19 protein-coding genes and 1 riboswitch are annotated in these 20,097 nt (G+C 51.1%); of the genes, 9 read left to right on the top strand and 10 right to left on the bottom strand.

Going from position 1 to position 20,097, the window contains the following annotated elements:
* Positions 1-87: 87 nt before the first annotated feature.
* The 3 genes from GCU39_RS18895 to nrdG all read left to right on the top strand — a co-directional run bounded on the left by GCU39_RS18895 (position 88) and on the right by nrdG (position 4,459).
* Positions 88-1,848 (top strand): glycoside hydrolase family 35 protein, encoded by a 1,761-nt coding sequence (locus GCU39_RS18895; RefSeq protein WP_152394940.1) that lies wholly within the window; start codon positions 88-90, stop codon positions 1,846-1,848.
* Between the two features lie 206 nt (positions 1,849-2,054).
* Positions 2,055-3,974 carry an anaerobic ribonucleoside triphosphate reductase gene (locus GCU39_RS18890; RefSeq protein WP_407671720.1) on the top strand — a complete coding sequence of 640 codons (1,920 nt, stop codon included), beginning with the start codon at positions 2,055-2,057 and terminating at the stop codon, positions 3,972-3,974.
* On the top strand, positions 3,971-4,459 hold the full coding sequence (gene nrdG / locus GCU39_RS18885; RefSeq protein ID WP_152394939.1) for an anaerobic ribonucleoside-triphosphate reductase activating protein: 489 nt from the start codon (positions 3,971-3,973) through the stop codon (positions 4,457-4,459). Before GCU39_RS18890 ends, nrdG begins: the two co-directional genes overlap by 4 nt.
* 1 nt (position 4,460) lies before the next feature.
* Here the strand turns inward: nrdG and GCU39_RS18880 are convergent, their stop codons facing one another.
* The 5 genes from GCU39_RS18880 to GCU39_RS18865 form a co-directional block, all read right to left on the bottom strand.
* Positions 4,461-5,522, bottom strand: a complete 1,062-nt coding sequence (locus GCU39_RS18880) for an MFS transporter (RefSeq protein WP_227793267.1) — start codon at positions 5,520-5,522, stop codon at positions 4,461-4,463.
* The gene (locus GCU39_RS32045) at positions 5,519-5,671 is read right to left on the bottom strand and encodes a hypothetical protein (protein ID WP_227793266.1); all 153 of its coding nucleotides are present in this window, start codon (positions 5,669-5,671) and stop codon (positions 5,519-5,521) included. Before GCU39_RS32045 ends, GCU39_RS18880 begins: the two co-directional genes overlap by 4 nt.
* Before the next feature lie 149 nt (positions 5,672-5,820).
* A complete protein-coding gene (locus tag GCU39_RS18875) occupies positions 5,821-6,615 on the bottom strand; it encodes a Cof-type HAD-IIB family hydrolase (RefSeq protein WP_152394938.1) in 795 nt (264 codons plus the stop codon).
* A gap of 69 nt (positions 6,616-6,684) precedes the next feature.
* Positions 6,685-7,617: a DMT family transporter gene (locus tag GCU39_RS18870; RefSeq protein WP_152394937.1), complete on the bottom strand. Its 933-nt coding sequence runs from the start codon at positions 7,615-7,617 to the stop codon at positions 6,685-6,687.
* A gap of 9 nt (positions 7,618-7,626) precedes the next feature.
* On the bottom strand, positions 7,627-8,628 hold the full coding sequence (locus GCU39_RS18865) for a lipoate--protein ligase (protein ID WP_152394936.1): 1,002 nt from the start codon (positions 8,626-8,628) through the stop codon (positions 7,627-7,629).
* A gap of 397 nt (positions 8,629-9,025) precedes the next feature.
* Here GCU39_RS18865 and GCU39_RS18860 point away from each other — a divergent pair, with 397 nt between their 5' ends.
* Genes GCU39_RS18860 through cbiB form a run of 3 tightly spaced genes read left to right on the top strand, consistent with a single transcriptional unit; the run spans position 9,026 to position 11,816 of the window.
* On the top strand, positions 9,026-10,120 hold the full coding sequence (locus GCU39_RS18860; protein ID WP_152394935.1) for a pyridoxal phosphate-dependent aminotransferase: 1,095 nt from the start codon (positions 9,026-9,028) through the stop codon (positions 10,118-10,120).
* A gap of 5 nt (positions 10,121-10,125) precedes the next feature.
* Positions 10,126-10,851 (top strand): adenosylcobinamide amidohydrolase, encoded by a 726-nt coding sequence (locus GCU39_RS18855; RefSeq protein WP_152394934.1) that lies wholly within the window; start codon positions 10,126-10,128, stop codon positions 10,849-10,851.
* Positions 10,851-11,816 (top strand): adenosylcobinamide-phosphate synthase CbiB, encoded by a 966-nt coding sequence (gene cbiB, locus GCU39_RS18850; RefSeq protein WP_152394933.1) that lies wholly within the window; start codon positions 10,851-10,853, stop codon positions 11,814-11,816. Before GCU39_RS18855 ends, cbiB begins: the two co-directional genes overlap by 1 nt.
* A gap of 187 nt (positions 11,817-12,003) precedes the next feature.
* Here cbiB and GCU39_RS18845 read toward each other — a convergent pair whose 3' ends face one another.
* The 5 genes from GCU39_RS18845 to GCU39_RS18825 form a co-directional block, all read right to left on the bottom strand.
* Positions 12,004-12,210 carry a hypothetical protein gene (locus GCU39_RS18845; protein ID WP_152394932.1) on the bottom strand — a complete coding sequence of 69 codons (207 nt, stop codon included), beginning with the start codon at positions 12,208-12,210 and terminating at the stop codon, positions 12,004-12,006.
* A gap of 124 nt (positions 12,211-12,334) precedes the next feature.
* A complete protein-coding gene (locus tag GCU39_RS18840; RefSeq protein ID WP_152394931.1) occupies positions 12,335-14,227 on the bottom strand; it encodes an ABC transporter permease in 1,893 nt (630 codons plus the stop codon).
* A complete protein-coding gene (locus GCU39_RS18835) occupies positions 14,202-14,966 on the bottom strand; it encodes an ABC transporter ATP-binding protein (RefSeq protein ID WP_193726992.1) in 765 nt (254 codons plus the stop codon). The genes GCU39_RS18840 and GCU39_RS18835 overlap by 26 nt, the downstream gene beginning before the upstream one ends.
* A gap of 11 nt (positions 14,967-14,977) precedes the next feature.
* Positions 14,978-15,961, bottom strand: coding sequence for a sensor histidine kinase (locus GCU39_RS18830; protein ID WP_227793265.1), 984 nt, complete (start codon positions 15,959-15,961; stop codon positions 14,978-14,980).
* Between the two features lie 29 nt (positions 15,962-15,990).
* Complete coding sequence (locus GCU39_RS18825) at positions 15,991-16,695, bottom strand: response regulator transcription factor (RefSeq protein WP_152394928.1); 705 nt, start codon at positions 16,693-16,695, stop codon at positions 15,991-15,993.
* A 171-nt stretch (positions 16,696-16,866) separates the two neighbouring features.
* Positions 16,867-17,067, top strand: a riboswitch (cobalamin riboswitch).
* A 163-nt stretch (positions 17,068-17,230) separates the two neighbouring features.
* On the opposite strand from GCU39_RS18825, the gene GCU39_RS18820 reads away from it, so the two are divergent.
* The 3 genes from GCU39_RS18820 to GCU39_RS18810 are packed head-to-tail and all read left to right on the top strand — an operon-like array spanning position 17,231 to position 20,081.
* Positions 17,231-18,235, top strand: coding sequence for an ABC transporter substrate-binding protein (locus GCU39_RS18820; RefSeq protein ID WP_152394927.1), 1,005 nt, complete (start codon positions 17,231-17,233; stop codon positions 18,233-18,235).
* A complete protein-coding gene (locus tag GCU39_RS18815) occupies positions 18,235-19,281 on the top strand; it encodes a FecCD family ABC transporter permease (protein ID WP_152394926.1) in 1,047 nt (348 codons plus the stop codon). Before GCU39_RS18820 ends, GCU39_RS18815 begins: the two co-directional genes overlap by 1 nt.
* Positions 19,278-20,081, top strand: coding sequence for an ABC transporter ATP-binding protein (locus tag GCU39_RS18810; RefSeq protein ID WP_152394925.1), 804 nt, complete (start codon positions 19,278-19,280; stop codon positions 20,079-20,081). The genes GCU39_RS18815 and GCU39_RS18810 overlap by 4 nt, the downstream gene beginning before the upstream one ends.
* Positions 20,082-20,097 lie beyond the last annotated feature (16 nt).

Below are 20,097 nucleotides of genomic sequence, written 5' to 3'. Positions count from 1 at the left end.
AATGGGCGGGTTTGGCTATGTGGGTTACGCTTGATTTCATTTAGTATGAGGATATGCGTTAACTATCATATAGATTGAGGTGGCATAATGGGAGAGTTTATCGTAAAAAAAGATGATTTCGTGCTGAACGGCGAGCCGATTCGCCTTATATCTGGAGCCATTCACTACTTCCGCGTCGTGCCGGAATATTGGCGCGATCGGTTACTTAAATTAAAAGCCTGCGGCTTCAACACCGTAGAGACGTATATCCCTTGGAACTTCCATGAGCCCAAAAAGGGACAATTCCAGTTCGAAGGCATGGCGGATGTTGCTGGGTTTATCCGTACGGCAGGCGAAGTCGGGCTGCATGTCATCGTGCGTCCAAGTCCGTATATTTGTGCCGAATGGGAATTCGGCGGGTTGCCGGCATGGCTGCTGGCAGATCCAGGCATGAAAATCCGCTGCAATCATAAGCCATACCTGGAGCACGTGGATGCATACTATGATGTCTTGCTTCCGATCTTGAAGCCGCTCCTGATTACGAACGGCGGACCGATCATTGCGATGCAAATCGAAAATGAGTACGGCAGCTATGGCAATGATACCTCGTATCTCGTATACCTTCAGCAGTCGATGGTTCAGCGCGGCATAGATGTGCTGTTGTTCACGTCCGACGGTCCTGAGGACTTCATGCTGCAAGGGGGAATGGTTCCTGGGGTGCTGGAGACGGTCAACTTCGGTTCTCGTTCGAAGGAAGCGTTCGATGCGCTTCGTAAATATCAGCCGGAAGGACCACTCATGTGCATGGAGTATTGGAATGGATGGTTCGACCATTGGGGCGAGGAGCATCATACGCGCGATGCTGATGATGCAGCTGCGAATTTTGATGAAATGATGAGTCTCGGCGCATCCGTGAACTTCTATATGTTCCATGGCGGTACGAACTTCGGCTATATGAGCGGCGCAAACTGTTTCGGTGATGACAGCCGTTATGAGCCGACAATTACGAGCTACGATTACGATGTGTCGCTGAATGAGTCCGGCGAACCGACGGACAAATATTTCAAAGTCAGAGAAGTTGTCGGGAAATATGTCGATCTTCCTGAGCTTGAATTGCCTGCGCCAATCGCAAAAGCGGCTTACGGTAAAGTTGCGATTCAAGAGTCCGCCGGATTGTTCGCGCAGTTGAACCGAATCTCGACGCCGATCCAGACCGCAGCGCCAGAGACAATGGAAGCGTTAGGCCAAAATGACGGATTTATCGTCTATGAGACATTCATCTCCGGGCCACGCGGCGAGAGCGAGCTTACGATCCAAGATTGTCATGACCGTGCGATCGTCTTCCTGGATGATCAATATATGGGCGTGATCGAGCGTTGGGATGCTTCGAAGAAAGTAGCCTTCTCCGTGCCGGCAGGCGGCGCGAAGCTGCGTATCATCCTTGAAAACATGGGACGGATCAATTACGGACCGTTCATGATGGATCGTAAGGGCATTACGGAAGGCGTGCGTCACGGTAACGCATTCTTATTCGGTTGGACGACATACTGCTTGCAATTGGATAACGCGGAAGGCGTTGCTTATGGTACAGCTTCGCTGCCGCAGGAGCCGACCTTCAACCGTGCGATATTAAACATTGAAGGCACGCCAGCCGATACATTCTTGCTGATGGAAGAGTGGAGCAAGGGCGTCGTCTATGTGAACGGCTTCAATATTGGCCGCTATTGGAATCGCGGACCTCAGCAGACACTTTATATCCCTGCACCGCTATTGCGCCAAGGCGATAATGAGATTGTTGTGCTCGAATTACATCCTTCCGGACAATCGGAGATTGAGTTCACAGATCAACCTATTTTAGCATCCAACTAAAAATAAATTTTACGAAGCGCTCCCAGCCCTAGAAATAGCGGGCGAGGGCGCTTTTCTGCGTCTTGGAGCGGTCATAATTTGTGCGAATAATCACAGTGGAAATCTATATCTCGTAGTAAAATCCGTAAATATCAACTATATCTTGTATTAATTGATGTTTGCGATTCGGAAAAGGGGCATTCTCTCTTCGTTATCGTTGCGTGGAAATGCTCCTTTTTGTTGTGCGCCTAGGCGATGCCAAGCGCGATGGAGAGGATGAATTGAAAGGGTGGAGACCGTTGAAATCACATCATTTAGATAACCATTTTGAAGCCATTTTCGGGGAGGAGAATAGCGATATTCTACAGGAGAATGCGAATATGGACGGACGCTCTCCGATGGGGCAGATGGCAAAGCTTGCTTCGGAGAGCAGTAAGTGGTACATGAAGCAGCATTTATTATCGGATGAAGCACGTGCGATGGTCGATGAGAATCTTCTCTATGTCCACGATGCAGATTTCATGGCGACGGGAACGACGACTTGCTGCCAGATTCCACTGGGGCAGTTATTAGCTGCTGGCTTTAATACAGGGCATGGTCATATGCGATCGCCGCAGGATATTAAGAGTGCCATGGCGTTATCTTCGATCATCCTGCAGTCGAATCAGAATATGCAGCATGGCGGACAAGCCTATCCGATGTTCGATTATGATCTTGCGCCATACATAACGCGAACTTATGAACGGAATCTTGCAAGGATTCAGAGTTATCCGACAACCTTTACGATAGAACAGTGCGAAGAGCAAGCTTGGCTGGAGACGGAGCGAGATACGTATCAAGCCTGTGAAGCCTTCGTCCATAATGCGAACAGCATGCATTCACGCGGGGGCGGACAAGTGCCGTTCATTTCTGTCAATTACGGCACGGACGTATCGAGAGAAGGGCGTATGCTGACAAGAAGCCTGCTGCTTGCAACCAAATCAGGATTAGGACATGGCGAGACGCCGATCTTCCCGATTCAAGTATTCAAGGTCAAAGAAGGCGTTAATTTCAATCCAGGCGACCCGAACTACGATCTCTACCAGTTGGCGCTAGAGACGACGAGCGAGCGATTGTTCCCGAATTTTAGCTTCCTGGATGCGCCGTTTAATGCACAATATTTGAATGGAACGCCGGAGAGCGAAGTGGCTTATATGGGATGCCGCACCCGGGTGATGGGGAACATCCATGGCGAGGAGAACAGCATCGGCCGGGGGAATCTCTCGTTCTCGACGGTGAATTTGGTCCGTCTTGCATTGCTCAGCACGGATATGGAAGATTTCTGGCGCCGACTGGATGATGTCATGCAAGTCGGGGTCGAGCAGCTCTATGACCGCTACCTCTATCAATGCAAGAAAAAAGCGGCGAACTTCCGTTTCTTGTACGCCCAAGGGGTCTGGCGGGGCGGGGAGCAGCTTCAGATGGACGATACGCTGGAGCAAGTGCTGAAGCAGGGCACACTTAGCCTAGGGTTTATTGGGCTGGCGGAGGCGCTCGTCGCGCTTTGTGGAAAACATCATGGAGAGAGTGATGAAGCATGGGAGCTGGGTCTTCGCATTGTGCGTTATATGCGGGAGAAGATGGATCAAGCGATGGAGCAGTATCAGTTGAACTATTCCTTACTCGCGACGCCTGCGGAAGGTTTATCCGGGAAATTCGTCGGGCAGGATCGGGAACGGTTCGGCGAGCTGTCAGGCATTACTGATCGGTCATATTACACGAACAGCTTCCATGTACCGGTCTATTACAAATTGAAGGCAGTCGATAAAATCCGTAAGGAAGCGCCGTTCCATACGGCATGTAATGCCGGGCATATTACGTATGTCGAATGCGATGGTTCGCTGCGCCACAATACCGCGGCTATCGATGCGCTCGTTCGTACGATGCATCGGGAAGGGATTGGCTACGGCTCGATCAATCACCCAGTCGACCGATGTAAGCCATGCGGTTACTCGGGCATCATTCACGAGGCTTGTCCATCCTGCGGGGCCAAGGATGAAGCAGATATCGAACGGATTCGCCGCATTACCGGGTATTTGGTTGGCGCCTTGTCCCGCTGGAACTCGGCGAAGAAAGCCGAAGAGTCGGATCGGGTGAAGCACACATGAGATTGATGAATATCATCCATGACTCCGTTGTGGATGGCGAAGGCCTGCGAACGGTGTTGTTCTTCGCAGGCTGTCCGCATCATTGCCGCGGCTGCCACAACCCTCAGAGCTGGCGCATGCAGAACGGCACGGAGATGACCATCGCCGAAGCCGTTGCTGAGATTGCAAGCAATCCGATCGCGAACGTGACCTTCTCCGGCGGTGATCCATTCGCTCAGGCAGAAGAAGCCTATCAGCTCGCGCTTGAAGTGAAGCGTATGGGCAAGAACTTGTGGGTCTATACCGGTTACACGCTGAAGCAGTTGCTTGCGCATGGGACGGCCGAACAGCGATTGCTTTTGGCTGAATGCGATATGCTGGTCGATGGCCCGTTTGTCCTTGCGGAGCGGGATATTACACTAGCTTTCCGAGGAAGCCAGAATCAACGGCTGATCCCAAGATCGGATATTCGGAAAGCCATTCAGGCCAATGCGGCTAGGTTATGAATTAGGATGATGTTGATGGATGGGGACGTGGAATCATCATGAGGAATCCAGCCAAAAAACAGAAGCCTGCTAATTCGTAGACGACGGTAAGTGAAAGAATATGCTTCAACACGCCTGCAACACTCATCATAAGGACCATCGCACCCGTCATCAGTGGCGTACGAATGCCCATGACACGACCTATAAAGTTGTGGTCCGTATGCTGCATGACCAGTGCGCTATTTCCGACGAAAATGGCCGGCTGCAGGAGTGCGATGATAAATTGGGCCAGCATCGTAAGCCATATCATGGTAGACATCCCTGCGAGAATGATTCCAATCCCATTGATGAGTAAGCCGATCATGAGGAGTCGATGTGGGGCGACCTTCGCCGCGAGAGCAAAGGTTATGATTCCTCCGATAATTTCACCGAGTCCATAGGGGATGCTAATCCACTTCAAAGATTCGGCAGGTAAGTTAAGCTGTTCTGTAACGAGGAAGACGCCCAGCGGAGAAATTAACCCAACGCCCAGTCCGACCAACGTGAAACATATACAGAGCTGCAAGAGTAACTTATTCCTGAAAACAAAACGAATGCCCTCCGCCATGTCGCGAAATAGCGAAGTAGGGCTGTTATCTCGATTGTGTGATGACTGTTCATCCATCGGGACGAAAACGAGGGAAAGAGCGGATAGAAGGAAGCAAGCGCTGGTCATCAATATCGAGACTTCAATGCCGAATTGTTGATACACGAGCGTTCCAAGGATCGGACCAAGAACCATGAAGACAGAAATTATAGTTTGTAGCAAAGACATGCAGGATTGCGCATCTTCATCGCGTACGTGATTCTTAAATAGCTTCATGCCGGAAGGCTGCGCAAACTGAGATAAGATGGAGGAGCATAAGGTTGCTAACAAAATGATCTCCCACGTTCCAACCGCCAACATCACAAAGACGATAAATACGGATAACGAGCTCAAGCATTCACACCACACCATGGTTCTCTTAGGCTGCCATCGATCCGCGAATACTCCGCCAATGAACGAGAAGATAAACATTGGCGCATATTCCGCGACCGAAATCATGGATACAGCAATGAATCCCCGTTGGTCACCTTCATCACATACAAGAGGACAGCAAAATTACGAATCCAAATCCCCAATTGAGAACATAACGTTGAAATCATGACGGCTTGAACAAAGCGGTTTCGAAGCAGTTGAATGGATCCTGACATGTATAATTCCTCCCTCGTCTTCTATTACGAAGCTCATCTTACGGTCTGCTGTAAGGGGAGAGTCAAGAGCGGTTATAAAAACAGAGAAGCCCTCCCGTGTTCAACATGTCGATGTTGAGACAACGGGAGGGCTTCTACGCCTGCGTTGGTTAGCTTAAGATATGTTTGCGAATGACATGCGCGACGCCGTCATCATTGTTCGAGAGCGTAATCTCATCTGCGATTTCTTTGAGCGAAGGGACGGCATTGCCCATAGCGACGCCAAGCCCAGCGACTTCCAGCATTTCACGGTCGTTCCATGCGTCGCCGATCGCCATGACTTCCGAGAGGTCACAGCCAAAATGTTCGGCAAGGTATGTGAGCGCATGGCCTTTCGTACCTTCGCTATGCATGATTTCGAGAAAGTGCGGCTTGGACTTCGTAATATGCACGCCACTGCCTAGTAGATCACGGAGCTCCACAGCAACTTCATCCAGGTAATCAGGCTCATCAATGATAAGCATTTTCGTGGAAGGCTGATCGATCAGCTTGCTGAAGTCGGGTTCAACGATGTAAGGAATTTTGGAGAGACCCGCATAGGACTGCGTCTTCTCATTGTCGACTTGCACATAGAGCTGGTCGTCGATATAGAGCTGCAAATGAAGGCTGTGTTCTTCGGCATATTGCCAAATGCGGCGCGCAGCGTCTTGCGGAACGCTACGTTCATAGAGTACGTGACCGTCCAATAAGTTTTTGACCAGGGAACCTTGATAGGTAATGAGCGGCACGTTCATCCCGATTTGACGGGCAATGGCTTGGGCGGATGCATACATCCGGCCCGTTGCGAGCGTAACGGTGACACCTTTGGTGATCGCTTGCTCGAGGGCTTGCTGGGTTGCTTCGGTAACGATTTTATCATCATTGATGAGTGTATCATCAACGTCGATGGCGATGAGTTTGTACATGATGGATCCTCCTAAGATGAGCCTCCCACGTTCAGATAAGCCGTATATGGGACGTGGGGTATTGTATATTTAATTCCGTTCTAGTGATTCTACGAGCGAGTCAGAGGTATGTTGGTCTGAAGGGCGCAGCTCGGCGATTAGCATACTGATGAACATCAATACACACCCGATGATGGCGGCAACGCCAAGCTTCTCGTGACCCCAGATGACCCCGGTTATGCCAGCGAAGACAGGCTCCATGGCGAAAATAATCACGACGCGTGCGGGAGACGTGTACTTCTGGCAGTAGGTCTGTGCCCAGAACGCGAAGGCGGTGCCGAACAGCAGTGTAATCGCGAGGGCCGTCAGCACTTCCGGCTGCGATGCCAAGTGTATCCAATCCTGCACCGTCCCGGTGTCCTCGAAGAGAATAGATCCGGTAATACCGAGAATCCCTACCGTGCCGAGCTGGATCGTCACGAGCAGCAGCGTTGGATGCTCCGGCGCATATCGACCAGTCGCCACAATCTGCAAAGCAAAGCAAATCGCGCAGAGCAGTACGAGCGCATCGCCAACATTCACAGTTAAGGATGACCCACCCGTGGAGAGCAGGAATAGGCCGACGAGCGCAATCGCGGCGCTGAGCCAAGCGATCCAATTCAGACGCTGGCGCAAGAACCACATCGCGAAGAAAGGAACCAAGACGACAGAGAGCCCTGTAATGAACCCGGCATTAGATGAGGTTGTGTACAGAAGGCCGTACGTCTGGAACGCATATCCGCCGAACAGCAGGATGCCGAGCACAAAGCCGTGCCAGAGGATCCGTCTATTCAACTGCTTCAGCCAGTCGCGACGAGTGAAGCATAGGATGAAGAAGAATAAGAGCGCGGCCCCCGCGAACCGGATGCCGTTGAAGGCAAGCGGCGGCAGGGCCTGAATCGCATGCTGCACAATAAGAAAAGTTGTTCCCCAGATAAGGGCAACCAAGAGTAGAACTAGATCTGCGATGAACGAGCGTTTCATGGAGCGAATTTAAGCCTCCAAGAAGAGCAAGCCGATAAATGCATCGAATTCGAGATTGCCGAAAAATTGTGTAATGTCCGTGCCGTCCAGCTTCGCACGTACGGAGGATTCTTCGTAACGCGTTCCGCGGAGCAAATCTTCGAGCTCGGCAATATCGCGTTTGGCGAAGAAGTCGCCATAGATTTTTATTTCTTGGATGTTGCCGTCTTCTACGTCTAAGCGCAGATCGACAATTCCGATTGGGAAGCGCTTGGAGTTACGAATATTGAACTTCGGCGAATTGCCGTAGTTCCAATCCCAATTACGGTAGCGTTCGTCTGCCAGCTTGCGGATGTTGGCCCAATCTTCTTCCGTCAGGCGATATTGCGGAACTTGATCCGGTTCCATCCCGAAGATGCTGCGCAAGACTTCAGCACGGAATTGCTCGATCGTCATGGGCTCTTGCAGGAATTCGGAAATGTTCGCGACACGGCTGCGCACGGATTTCGTGCCTTTGGATGCGATTTTCTCCGCGTTGACTTTTAGGGCCGAGGCGACATTTTCCATCTCGGAGTTGAAGAGCAATGTCCCGTGGCTGAACATGCGTCCGCGTGAGCTGAATTGGGCATTCCCCGAGATTTTACGTTCACCGATTTGAATATCGTTGCGGCCCGTTAGTTCGGACTCCACCCCAAGCTTACGCAGGGCGTCAACTACTGGCTCGGTGAATTTCTTGAAATTATTGAAGGATTGACCATCATCCTTGGTCAAGAAACTGAAGTTCAGGTTGCCGAGGTCGTGGTAGACCGCACCGCCGCCCGATAATCTGCGAACGATGTGGATGCCATGTTCTTTGACATATTCGGCATTAATCTCTTCGATCGTATTCTGGTGTTTACCGATAATAATGGACGGTTCATTAATGTAGAACAGCAAGTAGCTGTCATCCATTGGGAGATGCCGCAGCGCATATTCTTCAATCGCTAGATTGAGCGTCGGATCGGTAATCCCTTGGTTGTCGATAAATAACATATGTATCCCTCCAACATGACTTGTTTTATGAAAAAATTGCAAATTTCAAGAAAGTTCAAATATAAGTGTTCATCAGTTATACCGATAAACAGTACTTATATTTATTGCTTAAATGCTTCCCGTCACGAGAAGAACGGCGCAGTTGATTATGCTTGTTTCAACTATTCATTGTAATCTATTTCGCTAAAATCTACAAAGACGTAAGGCACAATGCGTGTTGACGTCAAGGCGCATTCATGCCCATAATCAAAATACCCTCAAAGAGGGGATGTCTTACGGATTGCGGAGAGGTATCATGCTAGTAAGATGAAATCGAAACCGCCTCCGGTGCAAGAGAAGAACGGTTGTTGAAGCAAAATACATAGATACACGTGACGGGGAAAGGGAGATTGTGAGCATGATTGAAAGGTTTGGTCATGGGGGAGATTTAGAGACGGCGCAAGCGGCATTTGGTGTAGACCGTTCAGCTTTCATCGATTATAGTGCGAATATTAATCCGCTTGGTCCGCCGCCGCATGTGCTGGCTAGGGTCCAGCAGGAGCTGCAGGATGTTGTGCATTATCCAGACCCGGATCATCGGAGATTTCGGGCTCTGCTGGCGGAGGCGTTGCGTATCGATTCGTCGATGATCTGCATTGGCAACGGCGCTGCGGAGTGCATGGCGCTTGCCCTGCTCGCGCTGGCGCCGCGTCGTGTGGGTGTGATCTATCCATGTTTCTCGGAGTATGCGGAGCTGTCCCGAAAGTTCGGGGCCGAGGTCTTCGGGATCTTCGGGCAGGAGGAGCAAGGATTTCGTGCAGGGATCGATGACATTGCAGACTTGATGCGGAAGGTGGATCTGCTCTTCCTGGGGCAGCCGAACAACCCGACGGGCGTGCAATATAGCATTGAGGAGCTGGAGCGGCTTGCAGGGATTGCGGCCGAATCGGATACGATGCTGATTGTCGACGAAGCGTTCATGGATTTCATCGCACCGGACCAGCAGGCGACTCTACTGCCGCGTGTGAAGCAATATTCGCATGTGATTCTGATTCGTTCGATGACGAAATTTTATGCGATTCCCGGCTTACGGCTTGGTTATGCGGTGGCTAGATCGTCGCTCATTCAGAAGCTTCGGTCGAAGCAGGTGACGTGGAGCGTGAATCGGCTGGCTCTGGCGGCGGGGGAAGCCTGCATGGTCGAGTGTGAAGCCTATGAGGCGAAAACGAGGGAAATGACCGTGATTGAACGGGATTACATGATTCAGCGATTGGAACGGGAATTCGGTTGTAAGACGTGGCCAAGCCTGGCGAATTTCATCCTAGTGCGGCTGCCGAGTCCTTGGACTGCAGAGCAGCTACAAGCGAAGCTCGGGCGGAAAGGCATTCTGATTCGGAGCTGTGCGATGTATGAAGGACTTTGCGAGGCGGATATTCGGTTGGCCGTGAAGGATCGTGTACGCAATGAGCTGCTCTTCGTAAAGCTTACTGACGTATGGCAGGAAGGGGTGTAGGGACGATGGTACAGCCATTTCGGTCGGCTGAAGCATTAATGAAGTATGAGAGTACGTGCTGGTCAGGGCTTGAATTTAGGTATGATCGTGAGCGGCATCATATCCGGATGCTGGCGCCTGAGCCGTTGCAGATGCTGAGCAGCGCCCCTTATGCGGGCGGCAGCACGGTTGCGGATCAGATCGTGAACGTCTATGTCACGAAAGATTATAATCGGCCCGATCCGATTCAGCATCTCGAATCGGAGATCACGGCATGGGGCTATCCGCTGAGCCAGACGGTCGGCCTATTGACCGCAGCGAAGCTGACGCATGCTTCGCTTGCGGAGGCGGAGGGCGATCAGGCCCGCATCGTCGTGTGCACGACGGCAGGCACGTCCAATGCCGCGCGCGCCGGGCGAGCGCGCGAGACGTTCGCCGCCTATGCGCCAGGCACGATCAATACGATCGTGGCTGTGGACGGGCGGCTCGCGCCGGCTACGCTGGTCGGCGCGATTATTACCGCGACGGAAGCGAAGGCCGCCGCGCTGCAAGATCTGGGCATCACCGATCCGCAGGACGGTGATGTGGCGACGGGCACGACGACGGACACCGTCGTGCTCGCCGTGAGTAGAAGCGCCCGCTATGGTGCGGAGCACCTGTACGCGGGCAGCGCGACGACGCTCGGCAATCTGCTCGGGCGTCTCGTGTACGACACCGTCTACGAAGCGGTACGAACGCAAGGAGAGGCGTAATGATGCTGGAACATGCTTATTTCATTATTCTCGCCTATGTTGTTGATTGCATCATTGGCGATCCGCGCTGGATTCCGCATCCGGTCATCTTCATGGGCAAGGTGATTACACAATTGGAACGTTTCGTGCGTCGCATTGCCCATACACCAAAGCAGTTGAAGGCAGGAGGCTTCCTCCTGCCGGTTATCCTCGTCGGTGGCCTCTTCCTGCTCACGTGGGGGATGCTCTACCTGCTCGCGTTGATTCACCCATGGTTCGCAGGGGCGGTAGAGGTCTCGCTGATCGCAACGACGATTGCGACCAAAGGGCTGAAGGACGCGGGGATGGAGGTGTACCGCCATCTTCGTGCCGGGGACATGCCTGCGGCGAGATGCTCGCTCGGGATGATCGTTGGACGGGATACGGAACACCTGGACGAGTCTGAGATCGTAAGGGGCACGGTAGAGACGGTCGCTGAAAATATTGTGGATGCGATTACGTCGCCATTATTCTATGCGGCGATCGGTGGGGCGCCGCTCGCGATGGCTTATCGCGCGGTGAACACACTCGATTCGATGGTCGGCTATAAGAACGAGAAATACAAGGATTTGGGATTCGCCTCGGCACGCCTTGATGACGTGGCGAATTGGATTCCCGCGCGTATCACAGCGGTTTTGCTTACGGCAGCGGCTTGGCTTCTGCGGCAGGATGCCCGCAGCGCTTGGCGGACAGTCCTTCGCGATGCGAAGGAGCATCCGAGCCCCAATAGCGGCTACCCGGAATCTGCCGTTGCCGGCGCGCTCGGGGTACGGCTCGGAGGGCATAACGTCTACAAGGGGGTCGCATCTTTCCGCGCGTATATGGGCGAACCGAAAGAGCCGCTTCGCGCGGATCACATTCCGATGACGGTGCGGCTAATGTATGCGAGCTCCGTCATATTCGTGCTGATCGGTGCGTTGGTGTTGTGGCTAATTCGTTTGGTGTAAATGACAAGGGCTTACCCTCTGCGTGGTACGCAGATGGGCAAGCCCTTCTTTATGTTGTATAGATGGGGTGATGGGAAAATAACTGCCAAAAAGCAGTTATTTCCCCCAAAGTCGCACGCCGCACTCCAAATAACTGCAAAAAAGCAGCTATTTCGCCCATAGTCGCTCGCTGCGCCCCAAATAACTGCTAAAAAGCATTTATTTCTCCCAAAGTTGCTCGCCACGCCTCAAATAACTGCCAAAAAGCAGTTATTTCGCCCAAAGTCGCTCGCTGCGCACCAAATAACTGCAAAAAGGCAGTTATTTCGCCCAAAGTCGCTCGCTGCGCCCCAAATAACTGCCAAAAAGCAGTTATTTCGCCCAAAGTCGCTCGCTGCGCCCCAAATAACTGCAAAAAGGCAGTTATTTCCCCCAAAGTCGCACGCCACGCCTCAAATAACTGCTAAAAGGCAGTTATTTCGCCCAAAGTCGCTCGCTGCGCCCCAAATAACTGCAAAAAAGCAGTTATTTCGCCCCCCTCACTTCAAACTATTCTCAATATGCGCCCAATACCGCTTCCGTAGAATGAAGCTGAAGCAGGCCTGAATTAACGCGAAGAGCACGAAGGAGACGACGAACGGAAACCATTTGAACAAGGTGTCATCCTGCTGCTTGATGAAAATCAATAATCCTGCGCTATTCAATATCGCGAACAAGCTCGGCAGCCCCATCATGAGGACAACGCGGGTTTTGACGATCTGATAAAGCTCCGGAATGCTAACTCCGATGTTGTAGAGCGCCCGGAATTGAATGAGATCTTTGTTCAAGTCGGAATAGATTTTGAAATAGACGAAGCTGGCCCCCGCGGTGAAGAACACCGCCGTAATGAATAGCCCGATAAAGATGACGATATACGGCATCTGCTGGAAGAGATACTCATAATAAGCCGCCAAGGAGAACACGTATTCATCATGCACGCCGGTTGCCCCGAGTTCTTTTTCGACGACGGCGAACAAAGTTAACGCATTTTTGCTGTTGGCGAATTGATACCCGAAGAATGTCATCCGTTCGCCTGCCTTGTTGGCGGCGAGTGTCTCGTATACGGCATCGGTAATCACGAGCACGCTGCCGTTCTTCCCTTGCAGCTCAGGCATCCAGTTCTTCTTGATCTCGGGCTGCTTGATGAGCTCCAGCGAGCTTGCTACCCCTGGAACCTGAATGATGGTGCGGTTTTTCGATGCACTCTCTTTTCCTCTGGACAGTCGAATCGCTTCATGATCCTGTAGCGGGACTACCTTAGCATGATAATGTTCGGCGAGGCGAACATATTCCTGGTAGCGCATGAAATAATCGACGTAAGCGTCGGGCGCTGTCGTAATTCGCAGCAAGGGAGTGCGTATTTTATCAAATGTGATGCCCATTTCATGCAGGTTCTGATCGATATACTGGATGTGCTTCTCCTGATTCGCATTATTCATATAAGAGACATAGTACAGCTGGTATGGCTCTTGATACGGCGAGACGACCATCAGGAATCGGATCGACACGAGGACGACGACACATAGGCAAGTAATGGACCATAAAATGGTGAGCAAGTAGAACATCAGCCCGTTCTCGCGAATGCGGAGCTCCGTCTCCGATAATTTGAGCAGGTTCGTCTTGCTCCAATATAACGGACGGATCTTCTTCATCCACCGCATCACGATCGGAAGGACATGTCTGAACAAGCCATACAAGCCGAGATGAATAATCATAAACGCGATGAAAAACGCCCCTACATCTTTTCGAAAAACCTGCGCGTAACTCCAGATCAAGCAGCATAACGCAACGATCGCGAAGAAATAGGAGGATCTGCGAAATCGCATCTTTTTACGACGAACCGTTAACAGCTCCATCAGCGGTTGTCGACCGATGAACAGATAGGACAACGGCGATATGAAGATGAAGAGAATACCGTACGTAATCACCGTCGTTTCGAGCGCGGCGATTGGAAAATAGAACGTCATCGAGCTGCCACCAACGGCAAGCGATGCGATGATCAGGAATAATTTCAGGAAGACAAGTCCTGTGACAATCCCCGTAATAATCGAACCGATGCCAATGATGGAGAATTCCAAGAACAACATGAATCGCAGCTGCCTTTTCGTCATTCCGAGGACGGTCAGAATGCCGAATTGCTGGCTTCGCGCTTGAACGAAGACGGCCGTGGAGTAGAGAATGAAGATGAACGAGAAAAATACGATCGAGCTTGCCCCGAGTGTCATGCCACCGAATACGAGATCATTAACCGTGCTCGATTGAATTTTGGGATGTAGGCTAAATGCAACGTATAGGAAGAAGATCATCACGGCGAAGGCGCTGCTGAAGAAATAAGCTGCATATTTCCTCGCCTGCCGCTTGACGTTATTAAACGCGAATTGTAGAAAATTCATTCGCGTCCCCTCCTAGAAGCGCGATCGCATTGATGATCTTCTGATAGAAGGCCGAACGATTCTGCCCCTGAACAATCTCATTATAGAGCCTTCCGTCTTTAATAAAGATGACCCGGTGGCAATAGCTTGCCGCGATCGGATCATGGGTTACCATCATCATTGTGGTGCGGTCGGTCTCATTAATATGCTGCAGCGTCTCCATCACACGTCTGGAGGCTTTGGAATCCAGGTTCCCGGTCGGTTCATCAGCGAGCAGGAGGGATGGGCGGTGAATAATCGCGCGTGCGATCGCGGCACGCTGCTGCTGCCCCCGCGATACTTCAAAAATGCTGTTATCTCGAATATCTTTGATCCCAAGCTTCTGAATAATGCTGCTTAGCCGCTCTTCCATTTCAGAGACGCGCACGCCATCAAGCGTTAGCGGGAGAATGATGTTCTCTCCGATGGTTAACGTATCGATGAGATGGAATTCTTGAAAGACGAACCCGAGCTGCTGTCTTCGAAAAGCGGCAAGCTTGTTCTTGCGCAGCTTATACGGATTGCTGCCGTTAATGAGAATTTGGCCAGATGACGGCATATCAATCGTCGAGATGACATTCAGGAGGGTGGTCTTCCCGCTGCCGGATGGTCCCATAATGCCGACGAATTCACCTTCGCGGATCGTTAAGCTGAGGTCGGTCAATGCCCGGAACGCCTTGCGTCCGCTGTACACTTTGTTGATATTACGAACTTGAAGCATGTCCACGTGCCTCACTCCTTTCGCCGGAAATCATGGTCTTCGGTTGTATTGGTGAAATAAATCCGTACGCTCGTGCCTACGCCTTGCTCGGATGAGATGGTAATTCGATGGCCGAGACGGCTGCAGATTTCATGGACGAGATATAAGCCCATGCCGGTGGAAGCGGCATATTGTCGCCCGTTTTCCCCGGTAAAATACGGCTCGAATACGCGATCCACATCATGTGCGGGAATGCCGATGCCGAAATCGCGCACCTCGACGACCGTCTCCTCCTCTTCCATGTACGTGCTGATCTCAATGGAGCGGCTCTTGCCTGCGGAATATTTGACGGCATTATTCAAAATTTGGCTGAAGACAAAGCCAAGCCACTTCTCATCGGAGAGCACCACTTGATGCGCTTCGATCTCGATTTTCGGGAAAACTTGGCTGCGAATGAACAATCGTTTATTTTGCTTCACGAATTGCCCGAATAGCTGAGCGAGATCGACCTCTTCAATATAGAAATCATGTTCGAAGCTATCCAGCCTCGCCATATACAATACGGTCTCCAACCCTTTAGCCAGCCGGTCCGTCTCTTCCCGTATGCTGTCAAAAATCGGCTCATCTTCATCTTGAATCGTCATATGGATGACTGAGAGCGGCGTCTTCATATCATGCACCCATTGATTCATAAACGTGACATGGCGATTCATCCGATTCTCTGCGTGATGCAGCTCTTGCTGCGTCAGACGGAACTGGTCTACGAGCAGGTCCTGCAGGGCCTGTTCAATCGGTGTGAATCTTCTGCTCTTCGAGGTAAAGATCGGCTCCATCGACGCTTCCGGATTTGATAATCTGGCATAGAATCCCCGCTTGGTCACATATTGATAGACGAGGAAGACCAGCAAGAGAAAAAGGCTGATGATGAAGACATAACTAATGGTTGATAATGCCGAGCCGTCATTAAAAGCATAGACGATAGAAGTCATGACGATTTGAATTCCGAGTACAATCATTAGTGGGATATGATCACGAAGGAACAGCCTCATGAGGAGACATCCGCCCAGGTTACTTTCAGGCGATAGCCCGCCCCCCGAACTGTCTCAATTGCATCTTCGATGCCCAGATCCTTCAGCTTCTTGCGAAGGCGCGTGACATATACATTGAGCGTATTTTCGTCGACGAAGTGGTTCTCGTCCCATAGCTTCTCCAGAATTCGATCGCGGCTTACGACGCGCGGATAGCGTTCAACGAGGATTTCCAGCAATAGCGATTCTTTGCGCAGCAGCTCCATACTCTGATCCGCTAAGGAGACTTCAAGCCGTTCAGGCAGCAGGGTAAGGCCGTGGAGACTCAAGGAACGTTCCGAAGCCTTTGGCGCGTAACTTCCATAGGCACGGCGCAGGTGGCTGGCGATTTTGGCCATGACAATCTCATAATCGAACGGCTTCGTAATATAGTCATCGGCACCATGCTCCAGCGCCATGACTTGTTCCATTTTCCCTTCTCTAGCTGAGATGAAGAGGATCGGGCAGGTCGAGATTTGACGGATTTGGCGGCACCAGTAGAATCCATCGAATTTCGGCAAATTAACATCGAGCAGGACGAGATTGGGTTCAATTTGGGTGAATTGATCTGCGATACGGTCGAAATCATCCGCGACGACAGCTTCATAGCCGTACTTTTCTAGCTGCTCCTTGAGCAAGGTGTGTATTTTGGGATCGTCTTCTACAATCATGATTCTATCCATGAGAGCATTCCTCTCTTTCTATAACAGGTTCGATATTCATTAGTTATGATGATAAAGATTTCCTCTTCGAAATTCAAATCGCGACCCCACAAAAACGCGACTTATTTAGTTGTAAGGTGGGGGCTTTTCCCCTATAATAACTAGGTGGAAGGCTGAAAGGCATAGCCTGAATTGAATAGGAAATTTATAGGTCCTGATCGGTGCGAGAAGCGTATCGATTGGGTTAAAAGGGAATCCGGTGCAAATCCGGGACGGTCCCGCCACTGTAATCTGGGGATGACCTCAATGGCCACTGTTCTATCAAAAGGAATGGGAAGGCGAGGGCATGAAAGACCCATAAGTCAGGAGACCTGCCTATGGATACGAATGACAAACCTTCGAGGAAAGGGTTGCGCTCAGTTGGAAGAGGTATGGCATACAATCTGCGTACATACCGTTTGTTCCGAAATTGACGTACCCCGGGTCCTTCTAGGATCTGGGGTTTTCTCTGTTCAAGCGTTCAGCATGAATCAAGAAAAAGGGGAGAGAGACAAGGATGAAGATTTGGAAAGGGTTATCAACGTGGGCGCTCATTCTCGCACTCGTAGTTAGTATCGCGGCTTGCGGTTCGAAGGGTACGGAGGATGCAGCGAAGCAAGGAGCTCAGACAGAACACAGCAATCATGAGCAGAAGGACACAGCTGAAACATCAGACCTCAAGACGAAGTATCCGCTGACGATTAAGGATGCGACAGGCGAGGAATTTACATTTGAGAAAGCACCTGAGAAGATCGTATCGGTGTCGCCAGCAGAGACCGAGTCCCTCTTCGCACTTGGATTGGATCAACAAATCGTTGGTGTATCGGACTATGACGATTACCCGGCAGCAGCGAGCTCAAAGCCAAAAATGGGCAGTATTACGCAGCCGAATGAAGAAGCGGTGATTGGTGCCAATGCGGATATCGTCTTCACGGGTATTTCGATGAAAGAAGAATCCGTGAAAAAGCTTCGTGATCTGGGCATTAAAATTTTCAAAGTTGAGCCGAAGACACTTGAAGATATTATGAAAAATATCGAAGTATATGGTCAAATTACCGACCGCCAAGCAGAAGCGAAAAAAGTGATCGATAAAATGAAAGCAGACCGCGATTCGGTTGTTGAAGCCGTGAAGAATGTCGCTGCAGATCAGAAGAAGAAAGTATACATTGAATTCTCCCCAGGCTGGACGGTCGGTAAAGGTGAATTCATGGATGAACTGATCTCCATCGCCAGCGGTGTGAACGTGGCATCCGACGTACAAGGCTGGGTACAGATTAATGAAGAGAATATTATTCATTCGAATCCGAATGTCATTCTATTCGCGAACGATGCCAAAGATTATGAGACGGGCAAACCGATTAAAGATATCATTCTAGGTCGCAGCGGCTGGGATCAAATCGATGCAATTAAGAATAATCAAGTGATTGGCGTGGATGGCAACTTGCTTAGCAGACCGGGCCCGCGTCTAACCGAAGGTTTGATCGCGATGGCGAAGGCGATCTATCCGGATTTGGTGAAATAATGAACCGAACAGGATTGCTGTGGGGAGGGGGAGGAATACTCCTCCTCCTTTTTACGATTTGCGTCTCGGCTACCATTGGCTCAGTGCATATTCCGCTGCAGCAAATTCCAGCCATTCTGCTGCATCAGATCCCATGGTTCCAAGATATGATTCCGAAGACATGGCCCTCTTCCTATGATCAGATCTTATTGAAGGTGAGGATTCCTCGCATCGCGATTGGCGTATTGGTAGGGGCTTGTCTGTCCCTATCCGGTGCGGCATTTCAGGGTGTTCTCCGTAATCCGCTTGCGGATCCTTACACGCTTGGCGTATCTTCCGGCGCTTCCGTTGGCGCGGCGTTTATGATCTATTTTGGCATCCAATACTCGCTTGTTGGCCAGTGGTCGGTCCCGATCGTCGCTTTCACGACAGGTGTTCTAACGTTATGGGTTGTCATGCGGCTTGCGCAGGATGAAGGCAAAATTCCAACGGAACGGCTTATCCTCGCTGGTGTCGTCATGCAGGCGTTTCTGGGGGCGTTCGTGTCCTTGCTTGTCGCATTATCGGATAAGACGATTAATGAGATTATGTTCTGGCTCATGGGCAGCCTATCCCTGCGCGGATGGGCATATACTGCAGTGCTCGGACCTTATTTGGCGATTGGCTTTATCATTGTAATGAGTTACGCAAGGACGATGAACATTCTCGCACTCGGAGAACGCGAGGCAGCGCATTTGGGAATTCGCGTGGATCGTACGAAAATGATCATCTTATTAACTGCGACCTTCATGACCGCTGCAGCCGTATCCGTATCGGGGGTGATCGGCTTCGTGGGCTTGATCGTTCCGCATATGATTCGATTGCTGGTCGGTTCGAACTATCGACTGATCGTTCCTCTATCCGCGATCGGCGGAGGAATCTATATGGTCATTGCAGATACCCTGGCCCGGTCCGTCCTAGCACCGACGGAAATTCCGCTCGGTGTGGTTACCGCATTTATCGGCGCGCCGTTCTTCGCCTATCTGCTGCACCGTAACAAAAAAACGCGAAGGGGTCGATTCTCATGATCCGAGTCGAACATGTAGATAAGCATTATGGGGCTGCGAAGGTGCTGCAGGATATTCATTTTGAAGTTGAGCCTGGAACCTGCCTTGGCATTATCGGTCCGAATGGAAGCGGGAAATCAACGCTGCTGCAGTGTATATCCGGGGTAGAGCCGACATCAGCGGGTGAGATTGTTATCCGCAACAAGTCTTTATCGGCGTATTCGCGGAAAGCCCTGTCCCAGCATCTAGCCGTGCTGCAGCAGGAATCGCTGCCGCCTGTCGGATATTCGGTGCAGGAGGTGCTGGAGATGGGGCGGTTCCCATTCCAGAATTGGCTTGGCCAAGATCAGACGGACGCATCGACGCTCATTGGCGGCATCGCAGAGCAATTGAACCTCGCACAGCTGTTGGATCGGCCCCTTCATGAACTCAGCGGGGGACAACGGCAGCGTGTCGCCCTCGGCAAAGTGATGGTGCAGCAACCCGAAATTCTGCTGCTGGATGAACCAACGACGTATTTGGATATTCGGTATCAGCTGCAATTCATGGATTATGTGCGAAAGTGGCAGCGTGAATGCGGATTAACGATCATCGCCGTCCTTCATGATCTGAACTTAGCGGCGCAATATTGTGATCAATTGCTGGTGCTGCATGGCGGCAGACAGGTTGCCATCGGCGAACCGAGTGAAATCTTAAGCCGGGAGCGTGTCCATGAAGTCTTCGGCACGGAACCGATTATTATTCCGCATCCCGTGAATGGGGCGCCGCAAATCTTGCTTCAACCGGAATCCCATGAGACACTAGGAAGTGAAAACAAATAGAAGTTTAATGACATTC

Source organism: Paenibacillus guangzhouensis (genome assembly GCF_009363075.1).
In the GTDB taxonomy this organism is placed as follows: Bacteria; Bacillota; Bacilli; order Paenibacillales; family Paenibacillaceae; genus Paenibacillus_K; species Paenibacillus_K guangzhouensis.
Note: the sequence above shows the minus strand (reverse complement) of the source record. Positions and strands in the feature narration are given on the sequence as shown.